Genomic DNA, 19,205 nt, shown 5'->3' with positions numbered 1-19,205 from the left:
TTTTATTGTTGGAGAAATGCATGTCATCGCTCAGTCAAGAAGCGCATCTTGTTCGTGAAGCACTAGAAGCTCGTGGTCTTGAAACCCCTCTTTGCGGTCAATCTCTTTCCTCAAATGAGCGTAAACAACAGATTGAAGGGCACATTAGTGAAATTATGCGTTTACTTAATCTCGATCTTAAAGATGATAGCTTAGTGGAAACACCTAAGCGCGTTGCTAAAATGTATGTTGACGAAATTTTCTCAGGGCTCGATTATAATAACTTTCCTAAAATTACTTTGATCGAAAATAAAATGGATTTCGACGAAATGGTAACGGTTCGCGATATTACGTTAACTAGTGTCTGTGAGCATCATTTTGTCACTATCGATGGTAAGGCGACTGTGGCCTATATTCCAAAGGATAAAGTGATTGGTTTATCTAAAATTAATCGTATTGTTCAATTTTTTTCTCAACGGCCACAAGTTCAGGAGCGTTTGACCCAGCAGATTTTAATTGCGCTACAAACTTTATTAGGTACAAGTAATGTCGCGGTTTCAATTGATGCTGTTCATTATTGTGTGAAAGCCAGAGGCGTTCGTGATGTAAGCAGCAGCATGACAACCTCGCTAGGTGGTTTATTTAAATCTAGTCAAAATACCCGTCAGGAGTTTTTACGCAATATTTCTCGCCTGCGTTACCGCTAATTAATGTTTGTTATTAAAGCCAGGCGGTAGCGGATTGAACAAATTGATCTGCTGCGCGCAAGCGCTATTTTAGCTATTTTGCTGGTTAATATTTTTGCTTTTGCGCTACCTGAATTAGCTTATGTAAATCCAGTTTATATTGCTAGCACAACAGCCGGGGATATTTGGTGCTTGGTATTTTTGAATATCTTTGTGCAGGGAAAATTTCTGGCAATTTTTAGTTTGTTATTTGGTGCAAGCTCAAGCTTTGAATTTTTGTCTAAGCAGGGTTTATATTGGAATCAAATTCGTCTGTTTGCGTTGGCTACTATTGGTCTGCTGCATGGCATTGGGTTATAAAATGGGGATATTCTATTGCCTTATGCTTTGACGGGGCTATTGGCAATAAAATTTATTCATTTTAATAACACTAGGCAGCTATATTATAACCTGAGTTCGGGATAAGAAATAAAATGAAAGTCTTGCTATTCAAATAGTTGAATGCGCATATATCGTTAAAATACTCTAACAATCTGGTTAAAGCGTAGAGCATTGTTAAACAATGATGGAAAATCTTATTGAACTTTATTAAGCATGTTGCTCAATAGTGAAATAAAGTTGCTTAAAATAAAAACAAGTTAGATACATCTAAAAAATACAAAAATAGTTTATTTTTTAATCTTACATAGGTTGTTTTTAATGCAAAAATTGATTATTTTATCATCAGAGGCTGGTTTTTTTGTAAGTCATAATTAATTTTGCTATTGAGCAACAGGCTTATTGCCTGATGGATGATTTTTGTAAAGACTTCGAGCCAAAAATGCATGAAATTTTGCTGAATAACGGTAGTAAGCGTCGTAGACGGTCTACTCAGCTTTCATTGGCTGAAATGATGTGTGGTAGCTCAGACTTGATCTGACAGTTACCGGTTATTTATACAGTACCTGTCAGGTTAAATTTGATTTAAATCTTTCTCTCTCCAAAGTTGTTTTCCATCGTGTAAAGTTGCCATAGGAGTTCGATCGCAACACATTTTTCCTTGATGAGTGCGTTGGTTATTATATTCCGCTAACCATTTATCTAAATCAGCTTGTAATTCATCTAAAGCCCTATAGATTTTCTTACGAAAAGCCACCTGATAGAACTCTTGTAATACAGTTTTATGAAAGCGTTCACAAATCCCATTAGTTTGAGGTGAACGAGCTTTAGTTTTTGTATGATCAATTTGATAGCGAGATAAAGTTGATAATCGTGATGTTCAACTTTACCACAATACTCACTGCCTCTGTCCGTCAGTATACGTAACACCGGTAACCCATGCTGGGAATAAAAAGGGAGAACCTTGTCATTTAATAAATCTGCCGCCGTTATCGCGCTTTTTGTTGTGTAAAGCTTACAATGAACGACTTTACTGTAAGTATCAATGTAAGTTTGTTAATAAACACGACCAACGCCTTTTAAATGACCGACATAAAAAGTATCTTGTGAACACGGATAACCTGGATGCGCTGTTTCAATCTCACCACAGGCTTCATCATCTTGCGCTTTCTTTTCTAGAGCACTGATTTGTGATTCTGACAGGATAATTCCTTCTGTTGCGATTTTATCTTCAAGCGCTTTTAGGCGTTTTGTAAAATTTTCGAGATTATGGTGCAGCCAAATAGAGCGAACGCCACTCCCCGAAACAAAAATGCCTTTTTTTCTTAGTTCATTACTACTGCGGTGTTGACCGTGTGCAGGGTATTCAATGGCATACTCAACTACAGCGCTTTCAATCTGTTCATTGTAGTGGTCAACTAAAATTGGCCACCCTACCTGACTGTTCACGGAACAGTCGCTCTGATTCGTTTGGCGTTAATCCACCGTTATACCAGTGAGGTCTTATATCGCTATAGTAGTGGGTTATAGCTAGGCGACTTAATTTTGATTACAGCATATGTATTAAAAACAGGTCATCGATAGTGCATCCTGTTTCCATCTTTTTACGTTTAGCTTGAGACCATTTATGTTCTATAGGATTTAAATCTGGTGAATACACAGGCAAATATTCTATCTGGTGTCCTGCGTTTATAATTGCCTGTTCAATATTCTTACCTTTGTGAAAGCTAGCGTTGTCCATAAAAATAACAGAATTTTCAGGAAGTTCTGGGAGCAATATTTTTGTGATCCAAACATAAAAAACATCACGATTAATATTGCAATCAAATAATCCGATAGCAAAAAGGGTTGTTCCCAATAAAGCGCCAATAACATTTGTTCTTCCCTTAGCACCCCAGTTTTTCAGGCCAAAACAACGGTGACCTTTTGGGGAATAGCCGTGAGTTCGTGGAGTGTCATGTGAAAAACCACTTTCATCAATAAAAACAACAGATTTATCTTTTTTTTCATACTGTTGTCTTTTTTGCTGATGTGCCAGCCTGTCGCTTTCGTTGGTTTTTGGATGGAATAGAGTTTTTTTTATAGGTTAATCCCAGCTTTTTAAGGGATTGCCAAATAGTCTTTTTACAAACACCGAATCGCTCTGCCCGTTCCTTTTGGTAAGCATCTGGATACTGTTCCACATCTTTTGCTAAAGCATTTTTATCGAGCTTCCTCTTACGTGGCGTTGAATTTTTTGGCTCTGGTCGTTTAAGCCAACGTACTAAAGACGCTTTTCCAATACGGAATTGTTTCGCAGTTTCTCGAATTGTTAAACCTTCGGCTTTCCTTACAGATATTACTTTACGTCGAAAATCAATTGTATAACTCATAACACACAAATTAAGTCGCCTAGCTATATGTAGCGAATAATGGCTGACTGAGCAGTACTAAAGCTTTGGTAGCCAGTCGTTGGCACCCATTCGGTCTTCAGACTACGGAAGAATCGTTCCATCGGACTATTATCCCAACAATTCCCTCTGCGACTGATACTTTGGGTCATCTGATAACGCCACAATGCCTGCCTATACTGACGACTGGTATAATGACTTCCCTGATCACTATGGAACATCACCTGTTTGGGATGCCCACGTAGTTCCCAAGCCATTTGTAGTGCTTTGGCGGTTAATTCTGAGTCTGGTGCAAATGACATTGCCCAGCCCACCGGTTTTCGGGCAAACAAATCCAATACCACAGCCAGATAGGCCCATCGTGAGCCTGTCCAAATATAGGTTACATCGCCGCACCAAACCTGGTCAGGCTTTGTAACAGCGAACTGCCTATTGAGCAGATTTGGAATATCAATACGTTCATTTCCACCGCGGTTGTATTTATGTTTTCGCTCTTGGCAACTGACGATGATTAATTCTTTCATCAACTTACCCGCTAACCACCGCCCAAGTTTCACGTTGTGTGTATTGGTAACCATCGTGGCGATAGTCCTTGCGCCAGCAGAGCCGCCACTAACGTTCCACGCTTCGCTGACTAGGCTACGTTTTATCGTCCGCTCAATATCTGGCTCCTTAGGCCGACACCAATAGCGATAACTGCTTCGGTGAACATTAAAAATACGACACAAAGTTTTCACCGGATAAAGCACTCTTAGCTTTTCAACTACCGAAAATTTTTCAGTGAGTCGGACATTAAGAGCGCAGTAGCCTTTTTTAAGATGTCATTCTCCATTTCCAGCCGGTGGATTTTTTTCTTCATTTCTCTGAACTCAATTTGTTCAGGTGTTAATGGCAGACCAGGCGATGTTTTCCCTTGACGTTCTAAACGAAGGGCTCTTACCCACCGGCTAATCGCTGAAAGACTGACCTTCATGCCTTTCGCGGCTTCCTGGTAGGTGTAATTTTGGTCAAGGACTAATTTGGCGGTTTCACATTTAAATTCAGCAGTAATTATTTTACTCATTTCGGCACCTATAAAAATTATGAGGTAAGCATATCACCTCAACTTAGGTGGCCAAATTTAGTATGCCACTACACATTACTCTATTTTTTACGTTAGGCACCCGTCGATTTTAATTAATTAAAGCGTCTATCCCACCATCGTTAACAAGTTCCTGGTAGCGATAAAACGTATCTCGGGATACCCCCATAATCTTACAGGCTTTTGAGACGTTATTAAGCTGTTCAGCGAGGTTATAGCTAGGCGACTTAATTTTGATTACAAGGTGTGTTATGAGTTATACAATTGATTTTCGACGTAAAGTAATATCTGTAAGGAAAGCCGAAGGTTTAACAATTCGAGAAACTGCGAAACAATTCCGTATTGGAAAAGCGTCTTTAGTACGTTGGCTTAAACGACCAGAGCCAAAAAATTCAACGCCACGTAAGAGGAAGCTCGATAAAAATGCTTTAGCAAAAGATGTGGAACAGTATCCAGATGCTTACCAAAAGGAACGGGCAGAGCGATTCGGTGTTTGTAAAAAGACTATTTGGCAATCCCTTAAAAAGCTGGGATTAACCTATAAAAAAAACTCTATTCCATCCAAAAACCAACGAAAGCGACAGGCTGGCACATCAGCAAAAAAGACAACAGTATGAAAAAAAAGATAAATCTGTTGTTTTTATTGATGAAAGTGGTTTTTCACATGACACTCCACGAACTCACGGCTATTCCCCAAAAGGTCACCGTTGTTTTGGCCTGAAAAACTGGGGTGCTAAGGGAAGAACAAATGTTATTGGCGCTTTATTGGGAACAACCCTTTTTGCTATCGGATTATTTGATTGCAATATTAATCGTGATGTTTTTTATGTTTGGATCACAAAAATATTGCTCCCAGAACTTCCTGAAAATTCTGTTATTTTTATGGACAACGCTAGCTTTCACAAAGGTAAGAATATTGAACAGGCAATTATAAACGCAGGACACCAGATAGAATATTTGCCTGTGTATTCACCAGATTTAAATCCTATAGAACATAAATGGTCTCAAGCTAAACGTAAAAAGATGGAAACAGGATGCACTATCGATGACCTGTTTTTAATACATATGCTGTAATCAAAATTAAGTCGCCTAGCTATAAGTAACTCGACTTTATGTTTGATGATAGGATTATTTGTTTGATACATAGAATTACCTTTTATTTAATTATCTAATGATGTTAATTAAAACCGGTAACGCTCTTTTTTAAATCAGAACTGTAAGATTAAGTTAAGACTAATACAGCTACTCGTTGTCTTGACGAAGGTGTTATTCGGCATATAAATGATGCACGAGTTTCGCACCAATAAAAAAACGCTCTATTTTTAAGTTTAATTCACCATAATATATAAATAGACAAAATCTTATAAATTAATAGCAACTTATTGTAATTTAAACAAATTTATACGTTTTAGTAACTTGCAAATAAACTATTGCTTTTAAGCCATTTCTGGAATTTTATATGCCTGTGCGAAACTCGTGTGATGGTGAGATTGGTGCAGTGTTTGGAATTGGTTTTCCTCCTTTTACTGGTGGACCATTTAGATATATGGATCAACAAGGTATATCAAATATTGTTGACATAATGCATCGACTAGCACAGAAATATGGTAACAATTTTGTTCCTTAGTTGATTATTATTAGTAGTATCTTAAACCTTATTAATATCATGGTCTTAGGCGTAATTTCTATTTAACTTGATATAAAATAAACTTTTTTTTCGTTTTTTATGAAAATAAAGCGGTTCCTTTTTTGTGATTTTAGTGCAGAATCTCGGGTTGCCTTGCCCTGGATATTTTCCGACAATAACATTAGCGAGTAATGAGAGGGCTCCTATGTTGGGGGTTAAATGGTGAATTATGCAAGTTTTTATTATGCGTAATGGTGACGCAACGATGAATACAATAAATCACGAGTTTCGCACCAATAAAAAAACGCTCTATTTTTAAGTTTAATTCACCATAATATATAAATAAACAAAATCTTATAAATTAATAGCAACTTATTGTAATTTAAACAAATTTATACGTTTTAGTAACTTGCAAATTAACCATTGCTTTTAAGCCATTTCTGGAATTTTATATGTCTGTGCGAAACGCGCGTAAATGATGAAGCAAGAGAACTTACTCTTAAAGGAATTGAAGAATCTAAATTAATGGCCAATTGGCTAGCACAACAGAATCCAGTGTTCGAACGAGTGTTTACCAGTCCATATGTAAGAGCAGTACAAACTTATCAGGCAATGCAGCCATTATTGCCCTATTCAGGCGGACAAGAAGTATTATCAGAACTTATCCTGATGGTGATCCGCAATCTATTGCTAATTATTTGCGATTACTTGCTGAAGGAGGTGTAAGAACAGCATTGATTATTTCTCATTTGCCATTAGTCGGTTATTTGGTATCAGCCTTATGCCCACAAGAAATCCCTCCTATATTTGCAACTTTTATGTAGAGATAAATACGGAAATGCGGCGCGCTGAATATAGATGGCTACGGGGACCTTCTCAAATATTGCATAATGTTAATAAACTAGCGGCACATTTCTAGTTTTGTTTTACGTGTTATCTGCGCTGAGTTTCATCAGTTTCGATCAAGATAAGCAACGAGGCGCTACCACCCCAAGCTTTGGGGGCTTGATGAAAAGCAGTGATATTAGGGTGTTGAGCAAGCCAAAGGGGAATCTGCTGTTTTAAAATGTGTTTTCCGTGGCCATGCATAATACAGGCACAATGGATATTATCTCTGTAGCAAGCAGCGATTAGAGCTCCAATTTCTTGTTTAGCTTGTCGTTGGGATAAGCCATGTAAATCGAGAAATAGTTCGGGAATATAATCATTCCGACGTAACTTTTTTAATTCATAAGGATTAATATCGGGTCGTAAATATCGAATCGGTCCATCTGCTTCTAGCACCGGTTGATACACATCTGAAAAGTAATAACTAGCATCGAGTTGTTCTTGGAGCAAACGTTTTGTCACAAGTTGTGATTTTATTCGATGATGTCGTAGTGGTGGATGACTAACAATGTCATGTAATAAAGGTTTGGTCCCTGCAGTCGCCTCTTTAAATAGTTTAATTTCCTCAGCACTCAATTTGAACTTATTTTTCATTGCGATTCTATCAATCAGTTAGTCAATTATTCTGTTAAGTTTATCTTAACACGAGTTTCGCAAGCTCCGAAAAAGAAGTATAAACACGCGTTTCGCACCAATAAAAAAACGCTCTATTTTTAAGTTTAATTCAGCATAATATATAAATAGAAAAAACCTTATAAATTAAAAGCAACTTATTGTAATTTAAATAAATTTATACGTTTTAGTAACTTGCAAATTAACCATTGCTTTTAAGCCATTTCTGGAATTTTATATGCCTGTGCGAAACTCGTGATATAGCTAGGCGACTTAATTTTGATTACAAGGTGTGTTATGAGTTATACAATTGATTTTCGACGTAAAGTAATATCTGTAAGGAAAGCCGAAGGTTTAACAATTCGAGAAACTGCGAAACAATTCCGTATTGGAAAAGCGTCTTTAGTACGTTGGCTTAAACGACCAGAGCCAAAAAATTCAACGCCACGTAAGAGGAAGCTCGATAAAAATGCTTTAGCAAAAGATGTGGAACAGTATCCAGATGCTTACCAAAAGGAACGGGCAGAGCGATTCGGTGTTTGTAAAAAGACTATTTGGCAATCCCTTAAAAAGCTGGGATTAACCTATAAAAAAAACTCTATTCCATCCAAAAACCAACGAAAGCGACAGGCTGGCACATCAGCAAAAAAGACAACAGTATGAAAAAAAAGATAAATCTGTTGTTTTTGTTGATGAAAGTGGTTTTTCACATGACACTCCACGAACTCACGGCTATTCCCCAAAAGGTCACCGTTGTTTTGGCCTGAAAAACTGGGGTGCTAAGGGAAGAACAAATGTTATTGGCGCTTTATTGGGAACAACCCTTTTTGCTATCGGATTATTTGATTGCAATATTAATCGTGATGTTTTTTATGTTTGGATCACAAAAATATTGCTCCCAGAACTTCCTGAAAATTCTGTTATTTTTATGGACAACGCTAGCTTTCACAAAGGTAAGAATATTGAACAGGCAATTATAAACGCAGGACACCAGATAGAATATTTGCCTGTGTATTCACCAGATTTAAATCCTATAGAACATAAATGGTCTCAAGCTAAACGTAAAAAGATGGAAACAGGATGCACTATCGATGACCTGTTTTTAATACATATGCTGTAATCAAAATTAAGTCGCCTAGCTATAAAGTTCAAAACAAGAAAAAATTAGGATGTTTATATTTTGTCAGTTTATCCATGCATTAAAGATATCTATAAAACATTCTTACAAGTAAGCAGTGTGAGATACTCTGGTTTGGCGTTATCAGAAGTAAGCCCATCACCTTTGTCTCATGACACTATTAGTCGATGGCTAAAAAGCAGGTGTTTTCGACCTAAAGACCTATGGCGATTAGTTCAACCTTCTATAAGCGTGTTGCTTAATAGTGAAATAAGGGTATTTCGGTGATTGAAGTAAATTTTAGGCTGTTCTGAGATGGAAATTCCAAAGACCGGCACTAAGGAGTAAAAAGGTATCATCAATAAAGGGTCTACGATTCCGTAAAATTTGGGTCATACAACCGAGGCGCTTGATACCCGCGATGGCGTGTTCAACCGTAATACGGATGCCCGAGATTATTTTATTTTCTTGTTTTTGTTCAGGCGATAAAGGTCTTTTTCGAGTTCCTTTTTTTGGGATTTGTGTATTAGGATGCTGTTTATCTATACCTTGAAAACCGGTATCGGCCCAGATGGTTACCTCAGGGGGAATATGGCGAATTATATCGACTTTATCGAGTAAGCGTTTATCGTGACGGCGCCCATTTTTGATCATGGGGATAAATCCAATTTTCCTCGTTTCGTCAGTCATAATAAGCCCTTTTCGAGTGGTCTGTCTTTTCTTTCCCGAATACATTTTTTTTCGCCGACGCAGATTCTTAGGCTTTTGGACAGGTCGCTCTGTCCCATCAATAAAGACGTCTTTAACTCCAGGAAAGGCGCGAAAAAATTCCTCAGCAGAGCGAATTTGACGAGCGGGCAAAACACATTCTCGCCCCAAGGTCATCTCTAAAACCGGCAATAATATTTTTACCCAGCGACATACCCGTGTTCTATCTAAACCAAAAAGAAGTCCTTGCAAATCATAGGTCGGATAACATTTTAAATACAATAAAATAAAAAGCAGTTTATCTAATGGGGTTGGGATAAATCCTTTCTGCCCTGCACCCATCTGCCGCTCGTGATCTTTTCGATTCTTTTTCCGATAAATCAAATAACAAGCTGAAAATTCAGCGGCTAAATTTTTCAATTCTTCGACTGATAATCCAATGATTGCTTTACATAAACGATTATCTCGTAACAACCGCTCTTTGTTGATCATTTCAAACCGTTATTTTCTAAGTTAAACCTCTTTTTATTGTCTATAGCGTGACAAAAAATGCAAGTCTCTATTCAGCAACTATTTTTATAGACAAAAAAAGCCCTTGGGTACTAATAGCTGACGATACACTAAATTGCCAAAACACGTAGTAAAAAAATAGAGATGGTCCATTATCAATATTCAGGTAATGAACATGATGTTATTGCTGGCATAGGTTTAGTTAATTTACTTTGGCATAATCTAACAACTGTTGAATCAATTCCTATTGATTATCGTATTTATGATAAAGATTCTGATGGAAAAACAAAAAACACGCACTTTTCCGAAATGCTCGCTCTTGCTAACACGAGTTTCGCACAGGCATATAAAATTCCAGAAATGGCTTAAAAGCAATGGTTAATTTGCAAGTTACTAAAACGTATAAATTTGTTTAAATTACAATAAGTTGCTTTTAATTTATAAGATTTTGTCTATTTATATATTATGCTGAATTAAACTTAAAAATAGAGCGTTTTTTTATTGGTGCGAAACGCGTGGCTAAAAAAAGAGGGATCAAGCCTGAAGCGGTAGTGATGGATGCTTGGTATTCTAGCCTGGATAATCTGAAATCAATTCGCTATCATGGTTGGGTCTGGGTAACCACGCTGAGGAAAAACAGGATTGTTAACCATAACAAACAATTGAACAAGTTAGACATCTTAGAAGAAGGAACCTTAATACACTTACGAGGTTATGGTTGGGTGACAATTTTCAAATTTACAGCCAAAAACGGCCGTATTGATTACAGAGTAACAAACAAAGACAATCCCACCCGTCAATATGTCAAATCTATCATGGATGCTCGTTGGTCTGTTGAAGTTTATCATCGAGAAGTTAAACAAAATTGTGGTATTGAACGCTGTCAGGCTAGCACGAACAGAGCGCAAAGAAATCATATTTTTCTCGCTATTTCTGCGTGGTTTGAACAACATAAACGTCGTATATCTGAAAAAATAACCCTTTATCAACAAATTGGGACGTAATCAAAAATGCTATTACTGAGCACATCCGTGTTTTATTAGCGAACCCAAATTAGTTTTGTGCGAAATTTGTGTTCTAATGTCAATTAATGAGATTGCTATAAAATTCCTTAACAATAAGCTGATTTGTTGGGTAGTTCGTGGCAGACTATCTGTATTAAATATATGAACTTTGTATTGGCTAGGAGGCGTTTTGGACAAGATTTTTGTTGATGAAGCGGTTGCGGAACTACATACCATCCAAGATATGTTGCGTTGGGTAATTAGTCGGTTTAATGCAGCAAATATTTATTACGGTCATGGAACAGATAATTGTTGGGATGAAGCTTTACAACTTGTTTTGCCATCACTTTTTTTGCCCTTAGATATCCCTCAACAATTATGGGTTTCTCGTCTGACTTTAAGTGAACGTCATCGTATCGTTGAACGGGTGTTACGCCGTATTAATGAACATATTCCTGCTGCCTATTTAACCAATAAAGCCTGGTTTTGTGGACATGAGTTTTATGTTGATGAACGAGTTTTGATCCCACGTTCTCCTATAGGAGAACTGATTAATAAGCATTTTGCCGTTATCATTGATTATGAACCTGTAACTATTTTAGATATGTGTACGGGTAGTGGATGTATTGCTATTGCCTGTGCCTATCAATTTCCGCAAGCGCAAATTGATGCGGTTGATATTTCTGCTGATGCATTGGCGGTAGCTGAACAAAATATTACTGCTCATGGGTTCTCTGAACGGATAGTACCTATTCGTTCAGACTTATTTTTGAATATGCCTATGATTAAATATGATTTAATCGTCACTAATCCACCTTATGTGGATACTGAAGATATGTCTGATTTACCAGCTGAATATCTGGTAGAGCCTAAATTAGCGCTTGCAGCGGGTTCTGATGGTTTAAAACTTGTCAGAAGAATTCTAGCTAATGCTTCCCGTTTCCTAACGGACAATGGGGTGCTTATTTGTGAAGTTGGTAATAGTATGTTACACCTTATTGAGCAATATCCGGATATTCCTTTTACTTGGTTGAAGTTCGAACAGGGGGGCGATGGTGTGTTTATGCTAACTCAGAAACAACTTATTGAGCATCAAGAGAAATTTAAATTATTTATCGATTAACGGGTAATTACATTTTTCATACAATAAAATAATTTATTAATTATTGTAATGAGTGAGAAAAATAGGAAACAAAGGGGATGGCAGGAAATTCGATTGGACAGCTTTTTCGTGTTACCACATTTGGTGAATCGCATGGTTTAGCGTTAGGCTGCATTGTGGATGGCGTTCCGCCTGGTATGGCATTATCAGAAAAAGATCTGCAAACCGACTTAGATCGTCGTCGGCCTGGCACTTCTCGTTATACAACTCAACGGCGTGAACTTGATCAGGTTAAAATTTTATCCGGCGTTTTTAATGGCATAACGACAGGAACACCCATTGGTTTGTTGATTAAAAATCAGGATCAACGGTCGCAGGATTATAGTGAGATCAAAGATATTTTTCGTCCTGGGCATGCAGATTATACCTACCAACAAAAATATGGTTTACGTGACTATCGTGGTGGTGGGCGATCTTCAGCACGTGAAACGGTGATGCGTGTTGCTGCGGGTGCGATCGCAAAAAAATATTTGCAACAAAAACTAGGTATAACCGTTCGGGCTTATTTAAGTCAAATGGGAGATATTTCTTGTGAACTAAAGGATTGGGATTTGGTTGAACAGAATCCTTTCTTTTGTCCTGATGCAACAAAATTGGAGGCAATGGACACCTTATTACGTTCATTGAAAAAAGAAGGTAATTCTATTGGTGCTAAAGTAACCGTCATTGCTGAACATGTTCCGGCTGGATTAGGTGAACCTGTTTTTGATCGATTAGATGCGGGTATTGCCCATGCAATGATGAGTATTAATGCAGTTAAAGGGGTTGAAATTGGTGGTGGTTTTAATGTGGTCACATTAAAAGGGAGTGAAAATCGGGATGAAATAACCCGTGATGGATTTGTCAGTAATCATGCCGGTGGCATATTAGGTGGCATAAGTAGTAGTCAACCGATTATTGCCCATTTAGCCTTAAAGCCAACTTCGAGTATTAGTATACCGGGTAGAACGATTAATCGGCAAGGTGATGAGGTCGAAGTGGTTACAAAAGGACGTCATGATCCCTGTGTTGGTATCCGAGCGGTACCGATAGCAGAAGCGATGATGGCAATCGTGCTTATCGATCATTTTTTACGTCATCAGGCTCAATGTGGTAAATTAGCTTTTAATCGTATGATATAAATATTAATGAAAGAACATAATTATAATCATCTAATTAACATTTTTAGTATTTGTTTTGAGAAAGAGTATCGCATACGTTTAATTAAAGGAGATGATGAACCTATCTATCTGCCTGCAGATGATAAGATACCGTATCATCGAATTATTTTTGCTCGCGGCTTTTATGCTAGTGCTTTACACGAAATTTCCCTCTGGTGTATTGCCGGAGAAACTAGACGTCAACAAATAGATTTTGGTTATTGGTATTATCCAGATGGGCGAAATGAGCAAACACAGAGCACTTTTGAGAATATTGAAGTCAAACCGCAAGCACTTGAATGGATGTTTTGTGTGGCGTCAGACTTTCCCTTTAATGTTAGTTGCGATAATTTGGCCGCTAATTTTGAGCCAGACCGGCATGTTTTTCAGCGCAAAGTCTATCGGCAGGTGCTGAACTACTTTACAAATGGCATTCCAGCCAGAGCTGAGAGATTTATTCAAGCTCTACAGTTGTTTTATAATACGCCTCCCTTGGTGAAGCAAAATTTCATTTGCCTCGAAAAGTTGTAAAAAATTTAGTTAGTATAAAGGAACAAAACCATGCTTGCGGAATTGGAAACACGTATTTTAACGCAAATTGATAATAATGTTGATGATATAGCTAGGCGACTTAATTTTGATTACAAGGTGTGTTATGAGTTATACAATTGATTTTCGACGTAAAGTAATATCTGTAAGGAAAGCCGAAGGTTTAACAATTCGAGAAACTGCGAAACAATTCCGTATTGGAAAAGCGTCTTTAGTACGTTGGCTTAAACGACCAGAGCCAAAAAATTCAACGCCACGTAAGAGGAAGCTCGATAAAAATGCTTTAGCAAAAGATGTGGAACAGTATCCAGATGCTTACCAAAAGGAACGGGCAGAGCGATTCGGTGTTTGTAAAAAGACTATTTGGCAATCCCTTAAAAAGCTGGGATTAACCTATAAAAAAAACTCTATTCCATCCAAAAACCAACGAAAGCGACAGGCTGGCACATCAGCAAAAAAGACAACAGTATGAAAAAAAAGATAAATCTGTTGTTTTTATTGATGAAAGTGGTTTTTCACATGACACTCCACGAACTCACGGCTATTCCCCAAAAGGTCACCGTTGTTTTGGCCTGAAAAACTGGGGTGCTAAGGGAAGAACAAATGTTATTGGCGCTTTATTGGGAACAACCCTTTTTGCTATCGGATTATTTGATTGCAATATTAATCGTGATGTTTTTTATGTTTGGATCACAAAAATATTGCTCCCAGAACTTCCTGAAAATTCTGTTATTTTTATGGACAACGCTAGCTTTCACAAAGGTAAGAATATTGAACAGGCAATTATAAACGCAGGACACCAGATAGAATATTTGCCTGTGTATTCACCAGATTTAAATCCTATAGAACATAAATGGTCTCAAGCTAAACGTAAAAAGATGGAAACAGGATGCACTATCGATGACCTGTTTTTAATACATATGCTGTAATCAAAATTAAGTCGCCTAGCTATACTAGTCAAGATGAACTTTTTGCTGGCGGTTATTTACGTGGACATTTGACATTAGCCATTGCTGAATTAGAAACTGAAAATAAAAATAATATTGAAGCGCTTTCTGAGCGTGTCGAAGCGAGTATTGACAAAGCAATTAAGGCGGGTGAATTAAATCCCCCTGATCAGCGATTGATATTAAATACTTGGCGGAAGTTGTTAGAAAATGCCGCTCGATAAGCAAAAAAGCAAGTAAATTTAAACAACGTATTGTTGCACTTTTTTAAAATGGGGTAACGATGTTGGTAAGATTGGCAGTACCCGATGAAGCAGAAAAGTTAGTCAATATTGAACGTTCAGCAGCAGTCAAATTCCAGCGCTTGCTTGGGCTGCTGATGCACAAGGCAAATCCGTTAACCAACATTTAGAATTTATTGTTGATGGCGATTGTTGGGTGGCGGTTGAACAGCAACAGCTTGTTGGTTTCATTGAGGTTGAAGTAATGGATCAAGCTTTGCGTATTTGGGAATTATCTGTTGATAGCCGATGGCAGAGAAGAGGAATTGGTAAGGCTTTACTGCAAAAAGTCATTATGCAAGCAAAACAGCTAAACTGTGATCATGTTACTTTAACCACTTTTCGTGATGTTGCTTGGAATGGCGCGTTTATTATCAAAAATTGTGCTTCACAATTATTCCGGCCGAAAAGTTAACTGTGTCACTACAACACGAGTTTCGCAATCTCCAAAAAAGAAGTATAAAGTTCAAAACAAGAAAAAATTAGGGTGTTTATATTTTGTCAGTTTATCCATGCATTAAAGATATCTATAAAATATTCTTACAATTAAGCAATGTAAGATACTCTGGTTTGGCGTTATCAGAAGTAAGCCCATAGCCTTTATCTCATGACACTATTAGTCGATGGCTAAAAGTAGATGTTTTCGACCTAAAGACCTATGGCGATTAGTTCAACCTTCTATACACGAGTTTCGCACCAATAAAAAAACGCTCTATTTTTAAGTTTAATTCAGCATAATATATAAATAGACAAAATCTTATAAATTAAAAGCAACTTATTGTAATTTAAACAAATTTATACGTTTTAGTAACTTGCAAATTAACCATTGCTTTTAAGCCATTTCTGGAATTTTATATGCCTGTACGAAACTCGTGTATAGAAAAAAAAGCCCTTGGGTACTAATTGCCGATGATACATTGATTGCCAAAACACGTAGTAAAAAAATAGAGATGGTCCATTATCAATATTCAGGTAATGAACATGATGTTATTGCTGGCATAGGTTTAGTTAATTTACGTTGGCATAATCTAACAACTGTTGACTCAATTCCTATTGATTATCGTATTTATGATAAAGATTCTGATGGAAAAACAAAAAACACGCACTTTTCCGAAATGCTCGCTCTTGCTAAAAAAAAGAGGGATCATACCAGAAGCGGTAGTGATGGATGCCTGGTATTCTAGCCTGGATAATCTGAAATCAATTCGCTCTCATGGTTGGGTCTGGGTAACCACGCTGAGGAAAAACAGGATTGTTAACCATAACAAACAACTGAACAAGTTAGACATCTCAGAAGAAGGAACTCCAATACACTTACGAGGCTACGGTTGGGTGACTGTTTTCAAATTTTCAGCCAAAAACGGCCGTATTGATTACAGAGTAACAAACAAAGACAATCCCACCCGTGAATACGTCAAATCTATCATGGATGCCCGTTGGTCTGTTGAAGTTTATCATCGAGAAGTTAAACAAAATTGTGGTATTGAACGCTGTCAGGCTCGCACGAGCCGAGCGCAAAGAAATCATATTTTTCTCGCTATTTCTGCTTGGTTTGAACAACATAAACGTCGTATATCTGAAAAAATAACCCTTTATCAACAAAATTGGGACGTAATCAAAAATGCTATTACTGAGCACATCCGTGTTTTATTAGCGTACCCAAATTAGTTTTGTGCGAAACTCGTGTTAAAAAGAGAAGTGGCTTATGGATTTACTGCATCCTCACGTTGTATAATGCAGTACATCCTTTAATGGTGATTAAATTTTTTGCTAGAAAGCTAATTGTCCAGTTTAACCGCCCTGCCTTGTAATAATTTTCTGATCCAAAAACGGTTAGGATTGAGATTTGCCAATATATCATCGTCAAAAGGCAATGGTTCAGCAAAAATTTGACTGCAAAGTAGCTCTGCGCAAATTGGCGCACTATAGCTAGGCGACTTAATTTTGATTACAAGGTGTGTTATGAGTTATACAATTGATTTTCGACGTAAAGTAATATCTGTAAGGAAAGCCGAAGGTTTAACAATTCGAGAAACTGCGAAACAATTCCGTATTGGAAAAGCGTCTTTAGTATGTTGGCTTAAACGACCAGAGCCAAAAAATTCAACGCCACGTAAGAGGAAGCTCGATAAAAATGCTTTAGCAAAAGATGTGGAACAGTATCCAGATGCTTACCAAAAGGAACGGGCAGAGCGATTCGGTGTTTGTAAAAAGACTATTTGGCAATCCCTTAAAAAGCTGGGATTAACCTATAAAAAAAACTCTATTCCATCCAAAAACCAACGAAAGCGACAGGCTGGCACATCAGCAAAAAAGACAACAGTATGAAAAAAAAGATAAATCTGTTGTTTTTATTGATGAAAGTGGTTTTTCACATGACACTCCACGAACTCACGGCTATTCCCCAAAAGGTCACCGTTGTTTTGGCCTGAAAAACTGGGGTGCTAAGGGAAGAACAAATGTTATTGGCGCTTTATTGGGAACAACCCTTTTTGCTATCGGATTATTTGATTGCAATATTAATCGTGATGTTTTTTATGTTTGGATCACAAAAATATTGCTCCCAGAACTTCCTGAAAATTCTGTTATTTTTATGGACAACGCTAGCTTTCACAAAGGTAAGAATATTGAACAGGCAATTATAAACGCAGGACACCAGATAGAATATTTGCCTGTGTATTCACCAGATTTAAATCCTATAGAACATAAATGGTCTCAAGCTAAACGTAAAAAGATGGAAACAGGATGCACTATCGATGACCTGTTTTTAATACATATGCTGTAATCAAAATTAAGTCGCCTAGCTATACATAATCCTCTTGCGCCTAATGCACCAATAACAAATAGATTGTCATGAATTGGGGCTTGCAAAATATGCTGTTGCTCATTAAAATAGTTGCTGAATAGAGACTTGCATTTTTTGTCACGCTATAGACAATAAAAAGAGGTTTAACTTAGAAAATAACGGTTTGAAATGATCAACAAAGAGCGGTTGTTACGAGATAATCGTTTATGTAAAGCAATCATTGGATTATCAGTCGAAGAATTGAAAAATTTAGCCGCTGAATTTTCAGCTTGTTATTTGATTTATCGGAAAAAGAATCGAAAAGATCACGAGCGGCAGATGGGTGCAGGGCAGAAAGGATTTATCCCAACCCCATTAGATAAACTGCTTTTTATTTTATTGTATTTAAAATGTTATCCGACCTATGATTTGCAAGGACTTCTTTTTGGTTTAGATAGAACACGGGTATGTCGCTGGGTAAAAATATTATTGCCGGTTTTAGAGATGACCTTGGGGCGAGAATGTGTTTTGCCCGCTCGTCAAATTCGCTCTGCTGAGGAATTTTTTCGCGCCTTTCCTGGAGTTAAAGACGTCTTTATTGATGGGACAGAGCGACCTGTCCAAAAGCCTAAGAATCTGCGTCGGCGAAAAAAAATGTATTCGGGAAAGAAAAGACAGACCACTCGAAAAGGGCTTATTATGACTGACGAAACGAGGAAAATTGGATTTATCCCCATGATCAAAAATGGGCGCCGTCACGATAAACGCTTACTCGATAAAGTCGATATAATTCGCCATATTCCCCCTGAGGTAACCATCTGGGCCGATACCGGTTTTCAAGGTATAGATAAACAGCATCCTAATACACAAATCCCAAAAAAAGGAACTCGAAAAAGACCTTTATCGCCTGAACAAAAACAAGAAAATAAAATAATCTCGGGCATCCGTATTACGGTTGAACACGCCATCGCGGGTATCAAGCGCCTCGGTTGTATGACCCAAATTTTACGGAATCGTAGACCCTTTATTGATGATACCTTTTTACTCCTTAGTGCCGGTCTTTGGAATTTCCATCTCAGAACAGCCTAAAATTTACTTCAATCACCGAAATACCCTTATTTCACTATTAAGCAACACGCTTATTGAGCTGTTTATCTAGCTGTGCATATTGAAGGATAAGTTGATTAACATCCGGTACATTACCGACCATCGGTAGATGATCACGTGTAACACAGCGGATGCTTTGGCGTGATGTATTTTGGTTGATATCAATTTCTTTTGTCCAACCAACATCTGGCAAACAGGTTAATAAGCGAGCGTGGTTTTCTTGTTGCTCCAATTTGGAATATTTTAGCCTGAGTT

21 protein-coding genes and 9 pseudogenes are annotated in these 19,205 nt (G+C 37.5%); 21 read left to right on the top strand and 9 right to left on the bottom strand.

Annotation, left to right across the window (positions count from 1 at the left end; genetic code table 11):
- The first annotated feature begins 20 nt into the window (after positions 1-20).
- From folE to AYJ55_RS34575, 3 genes and pseudogenes are all read left to right on the top strand, one after another.
- Positions 21-686 carry a GTP cyclohydrolase I FolE gene (folE, locus tag AYJ55_RS10100; RefSeq protein ID WP_063656006.1) on the top strand — a complete coding sequence of 222 codons (666 nt, stop codon included), beginning with the start codon at positions 21-23 and terminating at the stop codon, positions 684-686.
- A 78-nt stretch (positions 687-764) separates the two neighbouring features.
- The gene (locus tag AYJ55_RS10095) at positions 765-1,025 is read left to right on the top strand and encodes an acyltransferase family protein (protein WP_063655999.1); all 261 of its coding nucleotides are present in this window, start codon (positions 765-767) and stop codon (positions 1,023-1,025) included.
- 427 nt (positions 1,026-1,452) lie between these two features.
- Positions 1,453-1,560: pseudogene (locus AYJ55_RS34575) on the top strand (IS982 family transposase); the annotation flags it as partial.
- Positions 1,561-1,617: 57 nt separating this feature from the next.
- Here the strand turns inward: AYJ55_RS34575 and AYJ55_RS10090 are convergent.
- From AYJ55_RS10090 to AYJ55_RS25680, 5 genes and pseudogenes are all read right to left on the bottom strand, one after another.
- Positions 1,618-2,438: pseudogene (locus AYJ55_RS10090) on the bottom strand (integrase core domain-containing protein); the annotation flags it as partial.
- A 154-nt stretch (positions 2,439-2,592) separates the two neighbouring features.
- The gene (locus tag AYJ55_RS10085; protein WP_063653499.1) at positions 2,593-3,081 is read right to left on the bottom strand and encodes an IS630 family transposase; all 489 of its coding nucleotides are present in this window, start codon (positions 3,079-3,081) and stop codon (positions 2,593-2,595) included.
- Entirely contained in the window at positions 3,050-3,415 is a 366-nt protein-coding gene (locus AYJ55_RS10080; protein WP_063653415.1) for an IS630 transposase-related protein, read from the bottom strand. The genes AYJ55_RS10085 and AYJ55_RS10080 overlap by 32 nt, the downstream gene beginning before the upstream one ends.
- Before the next feature lie 26 nt (positions 3,416-3,441).
- Positions 3,442-4,496, bottom strand: a pseudogene (locus tag AYJ55_RS32990) (IS3 family transposase); the annotation flags it as partial.
- Positions 4,497-4,608: 112 nt separating this feature from the next.
- Positions 4,609-4,767: pseudogene (locus AYJ55_RS25680) on the bottom strand (helix-turn-helix domain-containing protein); the annotation flags it as partial.
- On the opposite strand from AYJ55_RS25680, the gene AYJ55_RS10065 reads away from it, so the two are divergent.
- Complete coding sequence (locus tag AYJ55_RS10065) at positions 4,766-5,131, top strand: IS630 transposase-related protein (RefSeq protein ID WP_063653415.1); 366 nt, start codon at positions 4,766-4,768, stop codon at positions 5,129-5,131. The pseudogene AYJ55_RS25680 and the gene AYJ55_RS10065 sit on opposite strands and share 2 nt — an antisense overlap.
- Positions 5,055-5,474, top strand: a pseudogene (locus AYJ55_RS10060) (transposase); the annotation flags it as partial. The gene AYJ55_RS10065 and the pseudogene AYJ55_RS10060, both read left to right, overlap by 77 nt.
- Before the next feature lie 44 nt (positions 5,475-5,518).
- On the opposite strand, the gene AYJ55_RS30655 reads toward AYJ55_RS10060, so the two are convergent.
- The gene (locus AYJ55_RS30655) at positions 5,519-5,659 is read right to left on the bottom strand and encodes a hypothetical protein (protein WP_187153218.1); all 141 of its coding nucleotides are present in this window, start codon (positions 5,657-5,659) and stop codon (positions 5,519-5,521) included.
- A gap of 1,415 nt (positions 5,660-7,074) precedes the next feature.
- Complete coding sequence (gene smrB / locus AYJ55_RS10050; RefSeq protein WP_063655991.1) at positions 7,075-7,623, bottom strand: endonuclease SmrB; 549 nt, start codon at positions 7,621-7,623, stop codon at positions 7,075-7,077.
- Positions 7,624-7,938: 315 nt separating this feature from the next.
- Between smrB and AYJ55_RS10045 the strand changes: the two genes are divergently transcribed.
- The 3 genes and pseudogenes from AYJ55_RS10045 to AYJ55_RS28620 all read left to right on the top strand — a co-directional run.
- Positions 7,939-8,304: an IS630 transposase-related protein gene (locus tag AYJ55_RS10045; protein WP_063653415.1), complete on the top strand. Its 366-nt coding sequence runs from the start codon at positions 7,939-7,941 to the stop codon at positions 8,302-8,304.
- The gene (locus AYJ55_RS25675) at positions 8,228-8,761 is read left to right on the top strand and encodes an IS630 family transposase (RefSeq protein WP_342668157.1); all 534 of its coding nucleotides are present in this window, start codon (positions 8,228-8,230) and stop codon (positions 8,759-8,761) included. Before AYJ55_RS10045 ends, AYJ55_RS25675 begins: the two co-directional genes overlap by 77 nt.
- A 60-nt stretch (positions 8,762-8,821) precedes the next feature.
- Positions 8,822-9,007: pseudogene (locus AYJ55_RS28620) on the top strand (IS701 family transposase); the annotation flags it as partial.
- Positions 9,008-9,058: 51 nt separating this feature from the next.
- Here AYJ55_RS28620 and AYJ55_RS10035 read toward each other — a convergent pair.
- Positions 9,059-9,958, bottom strand: coding sequence for a transposase family protein (locus tag AYJ55_RS10035; RefSeq protein WP_063653812.1), 900 nt, complete (start codon positions 9,956-9,958; stop codon positions 9,059-9,061).
- 86 nt (positions 9,959-10,044) lie between these two features.
- On the opposite strand from AYJ55_RS10035, the pseudogene AYJ55_RS10030 reads away from it, so the two are divergent.
- The 13 genes and pseudogenes from AYJ55_RS10030 to AYJ55_RS09965 form a co-directional block, all read left to right on the top strand.
- A pseudogene (locus AYJ55_RS10030) lies at positions 10,045-10,294 on the top strand (IS701 family transposase); the annotation flags it as partial.
- A gap of 200 nt (positions 10,295-10,494) precedes the next feature.
- Positions 10,495-11,033, top strand: a pseudogene (locus AYJ55_RS10025) (transposase); the annotation flags it as partial.
- 137 nt (positions 11,034-11,170) lie between these two features.
- Positions 11,171-12,103, top strand: coding sequence for a 50S ribosomal protein L3 N(5)-glutamine methyltransferase (gene prmB / locus AYJ55_RS10020; protein ID WP_063655982.1), 933 nt, complete (start codon positions 11,171-11,173; stop codon positions 12,101-12,103).
- Between the two features lie 77 nt (positions 12,104-12,180).
- A complete protein-coding gene (gene aroC, locus AYJ55_RS10015; protein WP_063655980.1) occupies positions 12,181-13,263 on the top strand; it encodes a chorismate synthase in 1,083 nt (360 codons plus the stop codon).
- Between the two features lie 6 nt (positions 13,264-13,269).
- Positions 13,270-13,812 carry an elongation factor P hydroxylase gene (locus AYJ55_RS10010; RefSeq protein ID WP_063655978.1) on the top strand — a complete coding sequence of 181 codons (543 nt, stop codon included), beginning with the start codon at positions 13,270-13,272 and terminating at the stop codon, positions 13,810-13,812.
- Between the two features lie 124 nt (positions 13,813-13,936).
- Entirely contained in the window at positions 13,937-14,302 is a 366-nt protein-coding gene (locus AYJ55_RS10005; RefSeq protein WP_063653415.1) for an IS630 transposase-related protein, read from the top strand.
- On the top strand, positions 14,226-14,759 hold the full coding sequence (locus AYJ55_RS10000; RefSeq protein ID WP_162505291.1) for an IS630 family transposase: 534 nt from the start codon (positions 14,226-14,228) through the stop codon (positions 14,757-14,759). The genes AYJ55_RS10005 and AYJ55_RS10000 overlap by 77 nt, the downstream gene beginning before the upstream one ends.
- Positions 14,759-15,001: a YfcL family protein gene (locus AYJ55_RS09995; RefSeq protein ID WP_063655976.1), complete on the top strand. Its 243-nt coding sequence runs from the start codon at positions 14,759-14,761 to the stop codon at positions 14,999-15,001. Before AYJ55_RS10000 ends, AYJ55_RS09995 begins: the two co-directional genes overlap by 1 nt.
- A gap of 130 nt (positions 15,002-15,131) precedes the next feature.
- Positions 15,132-15,473: a GNAT family N-acetyltransferase gene (locus AYJ55_RS09990; RefSeq protein ID WP_162505444.1), complete on the top strand. Its 342-nt coding sequence runs from the start codon at positions 15,132-15,134 to the stop codon at positions 15,471-15,473.
- 466 nt (positions 15,474-15,939) lie between these two features.
- Positions 15,940-16,726 (top strand): annotated as a pseudogene (locus AYJ55_RS09980) (IS701 family transposase); the annotation flags it as partial.
- Positions 16,727-17,020: 294 nt separating this feature from the next.
- The gene (locus AYJ55_RS09975; protein ID WP_063655972.1) at positions 17,021-17,386 is read left to right on the top strand and encodes an IS630 transposase-related protein; all 366 of its coding nucleotides are present in this window, start codon (positions 17,021-17,023) and stop codon (positions 17,384-17,386) included.
- Complete coding sequence (locus AYJ55_RS09970; protein ID WP_162505291.1) at positions 17,310-17,843, top strand: IS630 family transposase; 534 nt, start codon at positions 17,310-17,312, stop codon at positions 17,841-17,843. The genes AYJ55_RS09975 and AYJ55_RS09970 overlap by 77 nt, the downstream gene beginning before the upstream one ends.
- Before the next feature lie 189 nt (positions 17,844-18,032).
- The gene (locus AYJ55_RS09965; protein ID WP_063653812.1) at positions 18,033-18,932 is read left to right on the top strand and encodes a transposase family protein; all 900 of its coding nucleotides are present in this window, start codon (positions 18,033-18,035) and stop codon (positions 18,930-18,932) included.
- 37 nt (positions 18,933-18,969) lie between these two features.
- Here the strand turns inward: AYJ55_RS09965 and AYJ55_RS09960 are convergent, their stop codons facing one another.
- Positions 18,970-19,182 carry a hypothetical protein gene (locus tag AYJ55_RS09960; RefSeq protein WP_063655971.1) on the bottom strand — a complete coding sequence of 71 codons (213 nt, stop codon included), beginning with the start codon at positions 19,180-19,182 and terminating at the stop codon, positions 18,970-18,972.
- Positions 19,183-19,205: the final 23 nt, after the last annotated feature.

It is taken from the genome of Candidatus Arsenophonus triatominarum, assembly GCF_001640365.1.
Classification (GTDB): Bacteria; Pseudomonadota; Gammaproteobacteria; order Enterobacterales; family Enterobacteriaceae; genus Arsenophonus; species Arsenophonus triatominarum.
The sequence above is the reverse complement of the archived record's forward strand: the minus strand, read 5'-3'. Positions and strand labels throughout refer to the sequence as shown.

Bases quoted from the DNA above. Each gene is read 5' to 3' on its own strand.
- aroC (WP_063655980.1), top strand. From the start codon at position 12,181: ATGGCAGGAAATTCGATTGGACAGCTTTTTCGTGTTACCACATTTGGT.
- AYJ55_RS10005 (WP_063653415.1), top strand. From the start codon at position 13,937: ATGAGTTATACAATTGATTTTCGACGTAAAGTAATATCTGTAAGGAAA.
- AYJ55_RS10035 (WP_063653812.1), bottom strand. From the start codon at position 9,958: ATGATCAACAAAGAGCGGTTGTTACGAGATAATCGTTTATGTAAAGCA.
- AYJ55_RS10065 (WP_063653415.1), top strand. From the start codon at position 4,766: ATGAGTTATACAATTGATTTTCGACGTAAAGTAATATCTGTAAGGAAA.
- AYJ55_RS09965 (WP_063653812.1), top strand. From the start codon at position 18,033: ATGATCAACAAAGAGCGGTTGTTACGAGATAATCGTTTATGTAAAGCA.
- AYJ55_RS09975 (WP_063655972.1), top strand. From the start codon at position 17,021: ATGAGTTATACAATTGATTTTCGACGTAAAGTAATATCTGTAAGGAAA.
- AYJ55_RS10045 (WP_063653415.1), top strand. From the start codon at position 7,939: ATGAGTTATACAATTGATTTTCGACGTAAAGTAATATCTGTAAGGAAA.
- AYJ55_RS10080 (WP_063653415.1), bottom strand. From the start codon at position 3,415: ATGAGTTATACAATTGATTTTCGACGTAAAGTAATATCTGTAAGGAAA.
- smrB (WP_063655991.1), bottom strand. From the start codon at position 7,623: ATGAAAAATAAGTTCAAATTGAGTGCTGAGGAAATTAAACTATTTAAA.
- AYJ55_RS10010 (WP_063655978.1), top strand. From the start codon at position 13,270: ATGAAAGAACATAATTATAATCATCTAATTAACATTTTTAGTATTTGT.
- AYJ55_RS30655 (WP_187153218.1), bottom strand. From the start codon at position 5,659: ATGTATCAAACAAATAATCCTATCATCAAACATAAAGTCGAGTTACTT.
- folE (WP_063656006.1), top strand. From the start codon at position 21: ATGTCATCGCTCAGTCAAGAAGCGCATCTTGTTCGTGAAGCACTAGAA.